Raw genomic sequence first — 11,498 nt, forward strand, 5'->3', positions numbered from 1 at the left:
GAAAGGGGCCGGAATTCACGACGAATTCCGGCCCCTTTCGCCCCCGGAACACCAGGAGGGGCACAGACCACGGGGCTCAGGGCTCAGGGCACCCGGGCGGTCCACTCCGGGGTACTGAACTTCGTGCGGGCCAGCTCCTCGGCCTCGGCGAGCGTGGCGTCGTCGAGCTCGACCCGGCGTGCGCCGTAGCGCTCCTCGAAGGTGACCATCATGGCCTCCCAGATCTCCGGCCGGGACAGGCCGGTCTGGCGGCGCAACGGGTCCACGCGCTTCTTGGCGGAGGCCACGCCCTTGCCCTTGAGCTTCTCGCGGCCGATGCGCAGCACCTCCATCATCTTGTCCGCGTCGATGTCGTAGCTCATGGTCACGTGGTGCAGCAGCCCGCCGGTCCCCACACGCTTCTGCGCGGCGCCGCCGATCTTGCCCTGGTCCGTGGCGATGTCGTTGAGCGGCTGGTAGAACGCCTGCACGCCGAGCCGAGCGAGCGCGTCCATGGTCCACTCGTCCAGGAACGGGTAGGTCTCGGCGGTCTCGAGCCCGTCCACGAGCGAGGCCGGCACATGCAGCGAGTAGGTGACGCAGTTGTCCGCCTCCATGAACATCGCCCCGCCGCCGGAGATCCGTCGCACCACCTGCACGCCGTGGCGGGCGGCGCCGTCGGGGTCCACCTCGTTGGCCAGGGACTGGAACGCACCGATCACCACGGCCGGCTCGGTCCACTGCCACAGCCGCATGGTCGGGCGACGCCGCCCCTCAGCCACCTGGCGGGTCAGCACCTCGTCCAGGGCCACGGTGAGGGCGATCGGCCGCGGCTCGGGTGGGATGATCTCCCACTCGTGGTCCTCCCACGTGGTGGCCTTGCCCAAGGCCCGACGCACGGCGGTCGCCACGGCGAACGCATCCACCCCGAACAGCTCGGCCTCGGGGCGCAGGCCGCGTTCGACGGCGTCGCGGATCACGCGGTGCTCGGCGTCGGCGGACAGGCCGGTGACGGCGTCGTTGAGGTCCTGCAGGGCCTCGTCGGGTTCGAGGAAGAAGTCCCCGTTGATGCTCGCCCGGGTGATCGTGCCGCCGTCGACCTCGAGATCGGCCGCCACGAGCTTGCCGCCGAGGACCTTGTACTCACCATGATGCGTCGTCGTCATGCCCCCAGGGTAGGCCGCCACCGCCCCCGATCTCATCGTTCCGGGGGCGACAGGGGTAGGAATTCGCCCGGAATTCCGGGCACTTTCGCCCCCGGAGCGATTGGTCCGGGGCCGCGACGCGGGACGACGACGGAGCCCGGGGACGACGACGGCCCCGCGCCTCCCGGTCAAACCGGGGGCACGGGGCCGTCGTGCAGCGAGGTGAGAGCGGCTCAGGCCGCTGCGATCACTTCTTGCCGCCGAAGCCCTTGAAGCGGGCGTTGAAGCGCTCCACGCGGCCGGCGGTGTCCATGATGCGCTGCTTGCCCGTGTAGAACGGGTGCGACGCGGCGGAGATCTCGACGTCGATCACCGGGTAGGTGTTGCCGTCCTCCCACTGCGCGGTCTTCTCGGAGGTCGCGGTGGTGCGGGTGAGGATCTTCTCGCCGGAGGCGAGGTCGTTGAAGATCACGTACTGGTAATCGGGGTGGATCTCAGACTTCATGGGGTTTCCTTCGTGTCAGCCGCCTGATTGGGACCAGGGGCGCGAGAGGCAGGTCGGAAGGGCCCGCCGGGCGGCGGGCCAGCGGCCCACTCTACAGCATGGTCTGCGCCCCGGCCAGGATCCGACGCGCGGGCGGGTCGCCGGTGGCACACCCCGCCTCCTCGCGCGTGCCCGCGTCACCGCGCCCGCAGCTCCCACAGGGCGACGGCGGCCGCGGCGGCCACGTTGAGCGAGTCCACACCCGCGGGCATGGGGATCACCACGTCCGCATCCGTCAGTGCGAGGGTCTCCGGGCGCACACCGGGGCCCTCCTGCCCCAGCACGAGCGCCAGGCGGTCGGCGGCGCGGATCGGCTCCAGCTCCGGGCTGTCCAGGCCCAGCGCCCGGTCCGTGACCTCGAGGGCAGCCACCGTGAATCCAGCCTCGCGCAGGGAGGGCACGGACGCGGCCACGCCGCCGTCCAGGCGGGCCCAGGGCAGGCGAAACACCGTGCCCATGGACACGCGGATCGCCCGCCGGTACAGCGGGTCGGCGGCCTGTGGGGTCAGCAGCATCGCGTCCCAGCCCAGGGCCACGGCCGTGCGCACCACGGCACCGAGGTTGGTGTGGTCCACCATGTCCTCGACCACCAGCACCCGCCGTGCCCCGGCCAGCACGTCCGCCACGGGTCGCGGTGCAGGCCGGTCCATCGCGGCCAGGGCCCCACGGTGCAGGTGGAAGCCGGTCAGCGTGGTGAGCACCTCGTCCGGCCCGGTGAACACGGGCACCTGCGGGTGGGCAGCGAGCACGTCGGCGAAGGACTCCCGGTACCGGTCCCCCAGCAGGAAGGAGCGCGGCGTGTGCCCGGCGGCGAGGGCCCGCCGGACCACCTGGGAGGACTCGGCCAGGAACACTCCGTGCTCGGAGTCCACCCGGCGGCGCAGAGCGGCGTCGGTGAGGGTCGTGTAGGGGGTCAGGCGGGGGTCCGCGAGGTCCTCAGCGGACCTCAGGCGAACATGCCGCGCATTGTTCGCAGCCATCTCAGCCGACTCCCCTCAGCCGCAGCAGCATGACCACCAGCCCCGCCAGGCCGACCGCCACGATGGTCACGCGCAGCGCGATCGGGGAGATCCGCCGGCCGATCCTCGCGCCCACGGAGCCGCCCACCAGCGAGGACGCGGCGATCAGCACCACCGCCCGCCAGTCGATCCGGTCGAACGCGAACACGAGGTAGTACACGGCGGCCGTGAGGTTCACGATCAGCGCCAGCGCGGTCTTCACCGCATTGGCGTGCACCAGGGTGCCGCCCACGAACAGCACGCCGAAGATCGCCATGAGCATCACGCCCTGGGCGGCCACGAAGTACCCACCGTAGATGCCCGTGAGGAACACGAGCGTCCACAGGGTCGGGCTCACCGGCCCCACGGGCACCGGGGAGTCCGCCCCGGGCACTGCACCGCCCTCGGCGGAACGACGGCGCACCCACGCCTGGATGCGCGGCTGCAGCACCACCACGGTCAGGGCGAACACCAGCAGCGCCGGCGCCGCATACCCGAACACCGACGGCGGCAACCGGGTCAGCAGGGAGGCCCCGATCACGGCCCCCAGGAAGGAGGCCAGGGCCAGGGGCGGCAGCAGGTGCCGGGACGCGGCCAGCTCCCGGCGGTAGCCCCAGGTGCCCGAGAAGCCCGAAGCGATCAGTCCCATCGCATTGGACACCTGGGCGGTCACCGGGGGCAGGCCCACGGAGACGAGCACCGGGAACGTCACGAGCGTCCCGGAGCCGATGATCGAGTTGATCGTCCCAGCCCAGAACCCCGCAGCCAGCACCAGCAGGACCTGCCAGAGCTCGAGGCCGAGGACGTCCGCTCCCAGCAGCTCCGTCATGCGGCGACGGCGGTGAACCGTCCCTCGGCGCGGCGCACCTGCAGGCGCACGCCGAACGCGTCGGAGAGGTGCTCCTGCGTGAGGGTCTGATCGATCGGCCCGGCGGCGACGACGGCCCCCTGCTGCAGCAGCAGGGCGTGCGTGAAGCCCGGGGGCACCTCCTCGAGGTGGTGCGTGACGAGAACCAGGGCGGGGGCGGCGTCGTCCTCGGCGAGCTCGGTGAGCTGGGAGACCAAGGCTTCGCGGCCGCCGAGGTCCAGGCCGGCGGCGGGCTCGTCCAGCAGCATCAGCTCGGGGTCGGTCATCAGGGCGCGGGCGATCAGCACGCGCTTGCGCTCGCCCTCGGAGAGAGTGCCGAAGCGGCGCTGGGCCAGACGGGACAGGCCCCACTGGGCCACGAGGCCGAGGGCACGGGCGCGATCGTCCTCCTCGTACTCCTCCCGCCAAGTGCCGGTGATGCCGTAGGAGGCGGTGATCACGGCGTCCTGGACGGTCTCGTCGGCGGGAACCTGGGCGGCCAGCTGCGCCGAGGACAGGCCGATGCGGGTGCGCAGCTCAGACACGTCGACGGCGCCGAGCACCTCGTCGAGGATGCCCACGTCCCCGGACGTCGGGAACACGCGGGCCGCGGCGATCTGCAGCAGGGTGGACTTGCCGGCGCCGTTGGGGCCCATCACGACCCAGCGCTCGCCCTCGCGCACGGTCCAGTCGATCCCGGAGAGGATCTCCTGGCCGCCGCGGCGCACGCGCACGTCGCGCAGCTGCAGGACACTGCCCGGGTCGGGCAGGAAGAGGTCGTCGGGGGCGGACACGGTGGGGCGGGGCTCCTGAGGGACGGTCATGGCGCCCAGCCTAGTGGTCCCGGTGCCACACGGGGGTGTGCGGCCCGCCAGGCTCGTAGCATCGGAGCATGTCGACCGAACGCACCCTGCTCTTCCGTGCCCTGCCCTCCCCCGCCCCGGATCTTCCGGACCCCGCCGACGCCCCCGAGGGGGTCCCCGCCCACGCCGAGGCCCTGGCCGCGGACGGCCCCGAGGGCTCGGGCCTGATCGGCTGGCGCTGGGAGCACGAGCACACCGCGCCCGAGGTCACCGCCCCGCCGCACTGGTCCGCGGCCCGCCTGCCGGCCGCGGTGGTCCAGGCCCCCACCCTGCTGGTCGTCTCGGACGTGGACGCCACGCTCATCCGGGACGAGGTCATCTCCCTGCTGGCCGCCCATGCCGGCCGCGGGGAGGAGGTCGCCGCCGTCACCGAGCGCGCGATGCGCGGGGAGCTGGACTTCGCTGAGTCCCTGCACGCGCGCGTGGAGGCCCTGGCGGGCCTGCCGGTCTCGGTGGTGGACGACGTCGCCGGCCGGGTGACCCCCACCCACGGTGCTGAGGAGCTCGTGGCGGCTGTGGCCGCCGCCGGCGGTCGGGTGTGCGCCGTGTCCGGCGGCTTCACGCAGGTGCTCGACCAGCTGGCCGCACGCCTGGGCCTGCACGGCAGTGCCGCCAATGTCCTGGAGGTCCAGGACGGCACACTGACCGGACGGGTCCTCGGGGACGTCGTGGACCGGGCCGCGAAGGCCGACTGGCTGCGGCGCTGGGCTGAGGAGGCCGGCCTGGAGCCCGGCCAGGCCGTGGGCGTGGGCGACGGCGCCAACGACCTCGACCTGCTGGCCGCGGCCGGCGTCGGGGTCGGCCTGTGCGCCAAGCCCGCCCTGTGGGAGCAGGCGGACGTCCGCGTGGACGTGCCCTCCCTCACTCCCCTGCGCTGGCTGCTCGGGCTCTGAGGCCGCGGGGGCGGCCGCTCAGCCCTGGCGGCTGGCGGCGAGGAAGTCCTCGGCGCCGCCGACCAGCTCGGTGTGGCCCGCCTCCAGGTCGGTGCGGCCCACGAGCGCGGCCACCTCGGCGGCGAACTCCTCCACCGAGTACAGCTTGCCGGCGGCCTCGCGGCGGGCCTCGATGGCCCCGGGCTCGGCGCGGTTGAGCAGGGTGGCGGTGATGGTGCCCTCGATCATGTCGCCGGAGACCACCACGAAGCCCACACCCTTGTCCGTGAACGCGGGAATGCGCTCGCGCAGGGCGTCCTCGCCGGCCCGCTTGGACCGGGCCACCGGCTCGTAGGCGTCCATGGTGGAGACCTCGTCGATGAAGTGCGCCTGGTGCGAGGTGACGAACACGATCTGCCCGCCGGCGGACATGCGCTCCAGGGCGGCGTCGGCCAGGGCGGCCTGTGCGTCCCGGTTCAGCGTCATGGCGTAGTCCTCGCCGAACTGGGACTCCATGCCGCCGGAGGCGTTGAGCACCAGCACGTCCAGGGAGCCGAAGTGCTCCACGGCCGCATCCAGCAGCGCGGCACGGTCCTCGGCCACGGTGACGTCCCCGCCCACGGCCACGGCGCGGCCGCCGGCGGCCTCGATGGCCTGGACCACCTTGTTCGCGCGCGGCGCCTTCTGGCGGTAGTTGACGACGACGCCGGCTCCGCGGGCGGCCAGCAGCTGGGCGGTCTCGGCGCCGATGCCCCGCGAGGAGCCGGTGACGACGACGCCCTTGCCGGCGAGGTCCTGGGTGGTGGCGGTGTCGGTCATGGGTCCTCCTGCGATGACGGGGGTGAGGGGTACGGAGATGAAGGGTATGGGGTGAGGGGTGCGGGGGCGAGGGGGCTGGGTCGGCTCAGTGGCCCATGCCCAGGCCGCCGTCCACGGGGACCACGGCACCGGAGATGTAGGCGGCCTCGTCCGAGGCCAGCCAGCGCACGACGCCGGCCACCTCCTCGGCCTGGGCGAACCGGCCGGCTGGGATGGACGACTTGTACTGGGCCTTGAGGTCGTCGGCCAGGCCCTGGGTCATCTCGGTGTCGATGTAGCCGGGGGCCACGACGTTCGCGGTCACGCCGCGGCCGCCGAGCTCGCGGGTGATGGAGCGGGCCATGCCCACCAGTCCGGCCTTGGAGGCGGCGTAGTTCACCTGACCCGGGGAACCGAACAGGCCCACCACGGAGGACACCAGCACGATCCGGCCGCGCTTGAGGCGCATCATGCCCTTGGTGGCCCGCTGCACCACGCGGAACGCGCCGGTGAGGTTGGTGTCGATCACCGAGGTGAACGCCTCCTCGGACATGCGCAGCAGCAGCTGGTCGTTGGTGATGCCGGCGTTGGCCACGAGCACCTCCACCGGGCCGTGGGCCGCCTCGACCTCGCTGAACGCGGCATCCACGGAGGCGGAGTCGGTGACGTCCGCGCGCACCGTGAGCACGCCCTCGGGGCCCTCGCCCGAGCGCGAGGTGATCGCCACCCGGTCCCCGTTCGCCACGAAGGCGCGGGCGATCGCGAGGCCGATGCCCCGGTTGCCGCCGGTCACGAGGACGCTGCGGCCCTCCGTCTGGGTCGGGGACTGCTCGGCCATGGGCGCCTTTCGCTCGGGGGTGTCCGCCCCGCACCTGTCTGGGCGGGGTCACGGGCACTAGAATGGTCGTTCAAGGTCGGCGCCGCCCGCCCGTCCGTGTGTGTGACGTCCGGGCCGCGCCGTGGTCCCCCACTCTACGCAACCGGCCGCCCGCGGGCCGGAACCGGCCCCACATCGTCAGGAGAAGGCCCATGAGCAGCCGCGTCGCCAGCGACGAGGTCCAGGCGGTCACGGCCGCCGGCATCGCCCGCAGCGCCGATCGTCAGGCCCGCACCCGGGTCTACCTCCTCCAGATGGGCTTGCGCGTGGTCTGTCTCGTCGCCGCGTTCTTCGCGCACGGCGGGTGGCAGGTGGCGCTGTTCGTGGCCGCCGTCGTGCTGCCCTATGTGGCCGTCGTCTCCGTCAACGCCACCGGCCCCCAGGCGCCGGGTGCGCTGCCGCCGGTGCCCCCGGACACGCCCCGAGCGCTGCCGGCTGAGGCCACCGGCCGCACCGCGGATCACGGCCCCGTGGTGGTCGAGGGGGACGCGGTGGACGAGGACGCCGCCGCCCACCGCGCCCTGCCCGCCCCGCACCCGGGACACCGCCGATGACCGGCCCCGACCTGCTCGGCGCCCTCGCCGCCGGCCTCGACCCCGCCGCCCCGGCCTCCCGCCTCCCCCACGCTGCCCCGACCGGTGACGCGGTGATCTGCTCACGGCGCGGGTGCCGTGCGGAGGCCTTCTGGGCCCTGGAGTGGAACAACCCCCGCGTGCACACCCCGGAGCGCGTGAAGACGTGGACCGCCTGCCCGGCGCACCGGAACCACCTGGAGGACTTCCTGGCCTCTCGCGGGTTCCTGCGCCGCACCCGCCCGCTACACCCGCCCACCCCCGCCCAGGAGGACCGTCCGTGACCGCCTCTCCCACCCCCGACGACGGTCAGCCGCTGCCCCCGCTGCGCTTCGGATTCCTCGCCACCGGCCCGTGGATCCTCGGGTTCGTGGTGTGCATCCTGTTCGTCCTGCTCTGCCACGCCCTCGCCCAGTGGCAGTGGGAGCGCCGTGTGGAGGTGATGCACCAGGTCAACCGGGTCCTGGAGAACTACGACGACGCCCCCGTGCCCTTCGCCGAGGCCGCCGACGTGTTCACCGACTTCCACCCGGACCAGGAGTGGACCCCCGTCACGCTCACCGGCCAGTACCTGGCGGACCAGACCCTCGTGGTCCGCAACCGGCCCCGGGCCGGCCGCCCCGGCTACGAGGTGCTGGTGCCCTTCCGCACCGAGGAGGGGACCGTCGTCGTGGTGAACCGCGGCTGGCTGCCCCTCGGGGCCCAGCAGGGCCGCCCGGACGCCGTGCCCGCCCCGGACCCGGCCGCCCGCGAGGTGGTGGTGCGCGCCAAGGCCGGTGAGCCCGCCCTGGACCGCGACGCCCCGGACGGGCAGATCCCCTCGATCGACCTGCCCGCGGTGGCCGACCACATCGGCGAGCCCGTGGCCACCGGCGCCTACGGGATCATGGTGTCCGAGACCCCGGCCGCGGCCACCACCCCCCAACGGCTCGTGGAGCCCACCCTGGACGAGGGCCCGCACCTGTCCTATGCGATCCAGTGGTACCTGTTCGCACTCATGGGGTTCGGCGTGTGGGGGTACTCGGCGTGGATGCGCGCCCGCAACGACCGCGCCGACGCCCTCGAGGGCGCCCCCGAGGAGGACGAGGGCACGATCCGAGCCCACCGACGCCGCCGTGCCCGGCCCGTGCGCCGCACCCGCCGGGACGGAACCCTGACGGACGAAGCCGCCGAGGACGCCCTCTTCGACTGAGCAGGCCCCGGGCTCAGGCCAGGGTGATCAGGTCCCGGTAGTCGTCGTTCCAGAGGTCCTCGACGCCGTCGGGCAGCAGCACCACGCGCTCCGGGTCCAGGGCCTCCACGGCACCCTCGTCGTGGGTCACGAGCACCACGGCACCCTCATACTGGCGCAGCGCGTTGAGGATCTCCTCGCGGGAGGCCGGGTCCAGGTTGTTGGTCGGCTCGTCCAGCAGCAGCACATTCGCCGAGGACGCCACGAGCGTGGCCAGGGCCAGGCGGGTCTTCTCGCCGCCGGAGAGCACCCGGGCGGGCTTGTCGACGTCGTCGCCCTGGAACAGGAAGCTGCCCAGCAGGGTGCGGGCCTGGGTGTCCCCGAGCTGCGGGGCGGCGTGGCGCATGTTGTCCAGCACCGAGGCGTCCTGGTCCAGGGTGTCGTGCTCCTGGGCGAAGTAGCCCAGCTTGAGGCCGTGGCCGGCCTGCACCTCGCCGGTGTCCGGGGTCTCGACGCCGGCCAGCATGCGCAGCAGGGTCGTCTTGCCGGCGCCGTTGTAGCCCAGGATCACCACGCGGGAACCACGGTCGATCGCCAGGTCCACGCCCGCGAAGATCTCCAGCGAGCCGTAGGACTTGGAGAGGTTCTCCGCGCGCAGCGGCGTCTTGCCGGAGGGCTGCGGGGTGGGGAAGCGGATCGCGGCCACGCGGTCCTGGGCGCGCTCGCCCTCGACCCCGCGCATCAGGCGCTCGGCGCGCTTGATCATGTTCTGCGCCGCGGTGGCCTTGGTGGCTTTGGCGCGCATCTTCTCAGCCTGGGCCATCAGCGCGGAGGCCTTCTTCTCGGCGTTGGCGAACTCGCGGCGACGGCGGGCCTCGTCCTGCTGGCGCTGGGCCTGGTAGTTCTTCCAGGACATGTTGTACACGTCCATGGTCTGGCGGTTGGCGTCCAGGTAGAGGACCTTGTTGACGGTCATCTCCATGAGCTCGACGTCGTGGGAGATCATCAGCAGGCCGCCGGAGTACGTCTTGAGGTAGTCGCGCAGCCACACGATGGAGTCGTGGTCCAGGTGGTTGGTGGGCTCGTCCAAGAGCATGGTGTCCGCGTCCGAGAAGAGGATGCGCGCCAGCTCCACACGGCGGCGCTGACCGCCGGAGAGCGTGTGCAACGGCTGGTCCAGGACACGGTCCGGCAGGCCCAGGTTGGAAGTGATCCGGGCGGCCTCGGACTCGGCCGCATAGCCGCCGCGGGACTCGAACTCGGCTTCCAGGCGGGAGTAGCGGTCCATGGCCCGCTGGCGTTCGGCGTCGCCGGCCGCGGCCATGTCCTCCTCGGCCTGGCGCATGCGGCGGATCGTCTGGTCCAGCTCGCGGGCGGAGAGGATCCGGTCCCGGCCGGACTGGTCCATGTCCTCGACCTTGGGATCCTGCGGGAGGTAGCCGATGCGGCCGGTGCGGGTCACGGTGCCGGCGGTGGGCTGGCCGTTGCCGGCGAGCACCTTGGTCAGGGTGGTCTTGCCGGCGCCGTTGCGGCCGACCAGCCCCACCTTGTCCCCCTTGTCCACACGGAAGGTCACCTCGTCCATGAGGAGGCGGGCGCCGACGCGCAGTTCGAGATCGGTGACGGTGAGCATGGGAGGACGGATCTCCTTGTCGGGGCGGGGCGACGCTCCGGGCACGCGAGCCGTGGGGAGGGCGCGCGGCGGGGCCGGGCCAGTCTAGTCCGTCCACTAGCCTGGCCCCATGACCTTCAACTCGAACGTGCAGATCGACGCCGGACGGGCCCGCCGGGGCGGGGGCGGCGGCATGGGCCGCGGGGTCGCGATCGGTGGCGGTGGCGGTCTGCTCGCGCTGCTGCTGGCGATCTTCGCGCCGGGGTGGGCCGACCAGCTCGGCGTGGACACCGGTGCCGGCTCCGGCATGGGGCAGTACCGGCAGCAGTACCCCACCGGTGGCGGCTCGACGCTCCCGGCCTCGGAGTGCTCCACCGGCGCGGACGCGAACCGCAGCGTGGACTGCCGAGTCATCGCCACCACCGAGTCCGCCGACGCGTTCTGGGGTGCCTACATGGCCCAGCACCCATCCGTGGACTGGCGTCAGCCGGACCTCACGCTGTTCTCGCGCACCGTGACCACCGGCTGCGGCGCGGCAACCTCCGCGACAGGCCCGTTCTACTGTCCGGCGGACGAGTCCATGTACTTCGACACGGACTTCTTCGCCACCCTCTCCACGGACTTCGGTGCCACGGGCGGGCCGCTGGCCGAGGAGTACATCGTGGCCCACGAGTACGGCCACCACGTGCAGAACGTGGTCGGCTGGCTGCGCTACTCCCAGGACGGGCGCACCGGCCCGGACTCGAACGCCGTCCGTGCCGAGCTCCAGGCCGACTGCCTGGCGGGCATGTGGGCCGGACATGCGGCCACCACGGTGGATCCGGAGTCCGGGGAGCCGTACCTGCAGCCGATCTCCCGAGAGGAGCTGGCACAGGCGATCGACGCGGCCGGGGCGGTGGGCGATGACCGCATCCAGGAGCGCTACCGCGGCCGTGTGAATCCGGAGGGCTTCACCCACGGGACAGCCGAGCAGCGCCAGGCGTGGTTCATGCGCGGCTACCAGACTTCAGCCGAGCGGGAGCCGGACATCAACCAGTGCAACACGTTCCAGGCGGCCTCACTCGACCTCTGAGCATCCCCCCGACCCGGAAGACAGACGCTCCGGGGGCAGAATGCAGGCGCTCCGGGGGGGGGACGGGGCGGGGCGGAGCCGGGGGAGGGGCGGCCCGGGGCCCCCGCCGGGGGGGGGGGGGGGGGGGGGGGGGGGGGGGGGCCGGGGC

General features: G+C 73.1%; 13 protein-coding genes. 5 read left to right on the top strand and 8 right to left on the bottom strand.

Annotation, left to right across the window (positions count from 1 at the left end; translation table 11 throughout):
- Positions 1-83: 83 nt before the first annotated feature.
- The 5 genes from SPI96_RS00040 to SPI96_RS00060 form a co-directional block, all read right to left on the bottom strand.
- Positions 84-1,145: a biotin/lipoate A/B protein ligase family protein gene (locus SPI96_RS00040; protein ID WP_321080321.1), complete on the bottom strand. Its 1,062-nt coding sequence runs from the start codon at positions 1,143-1,145 to the stop codon at positions 84-86.
- A 226-nt stretch (positions 1,146-1,371) separates the two neighbouring features.
- The gene (locus SPI96_RS00045) at positions 1,372-1,629 is read right to left on the bottom strand and encodes a type B 50S ribosomal protein L31 (protein ID WP_321080322.1); all 258 of its coding nucleotides are present in this window, start codon (positions 1,627-1,629) and stop codon (positions 1,372-1,374) included.
- Between the two features lie 176 nt (positions 1,630-1,805).
- Positions 1,806-2,648, bottom strand: coding sequence for an RNA methyltransferase (locus SPI96_RS00050; RefSeq protein WP_321080323.1), 843 nt, complete (start codon positions 2,646-2,648; stop codon positions 1,806-1,808).
- A 1-nt stretch (position 2,649) separates the two neighbouring features.
- A complete protein-coding gene (locus SPI96_RS00055; RefSeq protein ID WP_321080324.1) occupies positions 2,650-3,495 on the bottom strand; it encodes a sulfite exporter TauE/SafE family protein in 846 nt (281 codons plus the stop codon).
- Positions 3,492-4,337, bottom strand: coding sequence for an ABC transporter ATP-binding protein (locus tag SPI96_RS00060; protein ID WP_321080325.1), 846 nt, complete (start codon positions 4,335-4,337; stop codon positions 3,492-3,494). The genes SPI96_RS00055 and SPI96_RS00060 overlap by 4 nt, the downstream gene beginning before the upstream one ends.
- A 68-nt stretch (positions 4,338-4,405) precedes the next feature.
- Here SPI96_RS00060 and serB point away from each other — a divergent pair, with 68 nt between their 5' ends.
- Positions 4,406-5,269, top strand: coding sequence for a phosphoserine phosphatase SerB (gene serB / locus SPI96_RS00065; RefSeq protein ID WP_321080326.1), 864 nt, complete (start codon positions 4,406-4,408; stop codon positions 5,267-5,269).
- Positions 5,270-5,287: 18 nt separating this feature from the next.
- Here the strand turns inward: serB and SPI96_RS00070 are convergent, their stop codons facing one another.
- Positions 5,288-6,067, bottom strand: a complete 780-nt coding sequence (locus tag SPI96_RS00070; RefSeq protein ID WP_321080327.1) for an SDR family oxidoreductase — start codon at positions 6,065-6,067, stop codon at positions 5,288-5,290.
- An 85-nt stretch (positions 6,068-6,152) separates the two neighbouring features.
- Complete coding sequence (fabG, locus tag SPI96_RS00075) at positions 6,153-6,884, bottom strand: 3-oxoacyl-ACP reductase FabG (RefSeq protein ID WP_321080328.1); 732 nt, start codon at positions 6,882-6,884, stop codon at positions 6,153-6,155.
- A gap of 191 nt (positions 6,885-7,075) precedes the next feature.
- On the opposite strand from fabG, the gene SPI96_RS00080 reads away from it, so the two are divergent.
- From SPI96_RS00080 to SPI96_RS00090, 3 genes are read left to right on the top strand one after another with little or no spacing between them, the layout of a single operon-like run.
- The gene (locus tag SPI96_RS00080; RefSeq protein ID WP_321080329.1) at positions 7,076-7,477 is read left to right on the top strand and encodes a DUF3099 domain-containing protein; all 402 of its coding nucleotides are present in this window, start codon (positions 7,076-7,078) and stop codon (positions 7,475-7,477) included.
- Complete coding sequence (locus SPI96_RS00085; RefSeq protein ID WP_321080330.1) at positions 7,474-7,779, top strand: hypothetical protein; 306 nt, start codon at positions 7,474-7,476, stop codon at positions 7,777-7,779. Before SPI96_RS00080 ends, SPI96_RS00085 begins: the two co-directional genes overlap by 4 nt.
- A complete protein-coding gene (locus SPI96_RS00090) occupies positions 7,776-8,687 on the top strand; it encodes an SURF1 family protein (protein WP_321080331.1) in 912 nt (303 codons plus the stop codon). The genes SPI96_RS00085 and SPI96_RS00090 overlap by 4 nt, the downstream gene beginning before the upstream one ends.
- Positions 8,688-8,700: 13 nt before the next feature.
- Here the strand turns inward: SPI96_RS00090 and SPI96_RS00095 are convergent, their stop codons facing one another.
- On the bottom strand, positions 8,701-10,299 hold the full coding sequence (locus SPI96_RS00095; protein WP_321080332.1) for an ABC-F family ATP-binding cassette domain-containing protein: 1,599 nt from the start codon (positions 10,297-10,299) through the stop codon (positions 8,701-8,703).
- Between the two features lie 109 nt (positions 10,300-10,408).
- Here SPI96_RS00095 and SPI96_RS00100 point away from each other — a divergent pair, with 109 nt between their 5' ends.
- A complete protein-coding gene (locus tag SPI96_RS00100; protein WP_321080333.1) occupies positions 10,409-11,350 on the top strand; it encodes a neutral zinc metallopeptidase in 942 nt (313 codons plus the stop codon).
- The last annotated feature ends 148 nt before the right edge of the window (positions 11,351-11,498 follow it).

It is taken from the genome of Micrococcus sp. (genome assembly GCF_034179925.1).
Taxonomy (GTDB): Bacteria; Actinomycetota; Actinomycetes; order Actinomycetales; family Micrococcaceae; genus Micrococcus.

What these genes read in the sequence shown, in the direction of transcription:
- SPI96_RS00040 (WP_321080321.1), bottom strand. Translation starts at nt 1,145, where the DNA reads ATGACGACGACGCATCATGGTGAGTACAAGGTCCTCGGCGGCAAGCTC.
- SPI96_RS00045 (WP_321080322.1), bottom strand. Translation starts at nt 1,629, where the DNA reads ATGAAGTCTGAGATCCACCCCGATTACCAGTACGTGATCTTCAACGAC.
- SPI96_RS00050 (WP_321080323.1), bottom strand. Translation starts at nt 2,648, where the DNA reads ATGGCTGCGAACAATGCGCGGCATGTTCGCCTGAGGTCCGCTGAGGAC.
- SPI96_RS00055 (WP_321080324.1), bottom strand. Translation starts at nt 3,495, where the DNA reads ATGACGGAGCTGCTGGGAGCGGACGTCCTCGGCCTCGAGCTCTGGCAG.
- SPI96_RS00060 (WP_321080325.1), bottom strand. Translation starts at nt 4,337, where the DNA reads ATGACCGTCCCTCAGGAGCCCCGCCCCACCGTGTCCGCCCCCGACGAC.
- serB (WP_321080326.1), top strand. Translation starts at nt 4,406, where the DNA reads ATGTCGACCGAACGCACCCTGCTCTTCCGTGCCCTGCCCTCCCCCGCC.
- SPI96_RS00070 (WP_321080327.1), bottom strand. Translation starts at nt 6,067, where the DNA reads ATGACCGACACCGCCACCACCCAGGACCTCGCCGGCAAGGGCGTCGTC.
- fabG (WP_321080328.1), bottom strand. Translation starts at nt 6,884, where the DNA reads ATGGCCGAGCAGTCCCCGACCCAGACGGAGGGCCGCAGCGTCCTCGTG.
- SPI96_RS00080 (WP_321080329.1), top strand. Translation starts at nt 7,076, where the DNA reads ATGAGCAGCCGCGTCGCCAGCGACGAGGTCCAGGCGGTCACGGCCGCC.
- SPI96_RS00085 (WP_321080330.1), top strand. Translation starts at nt 7,474, where the DNA reads ATGACCGGCCCCGACCTGCTCGGCGCCCTCGCCGCCGGCCTCGACCCC.
- SPI96_RS00095 (WP_321080332.1), bottom strand. Translation starts at nt 10,299, where the DNA reads ATGCTCACCGTCACCGATCTCGAACTGCGCGTCGGCGCCCGCCTCCTC.
- SPI96_RS00100 (WP_321080333.1), top strand. Translation starts at nt 10,409, where the DNA reads ATGACCTTCAACTCGAACGTGCAGATCGACGCCGGACGGGCCCGCCGG.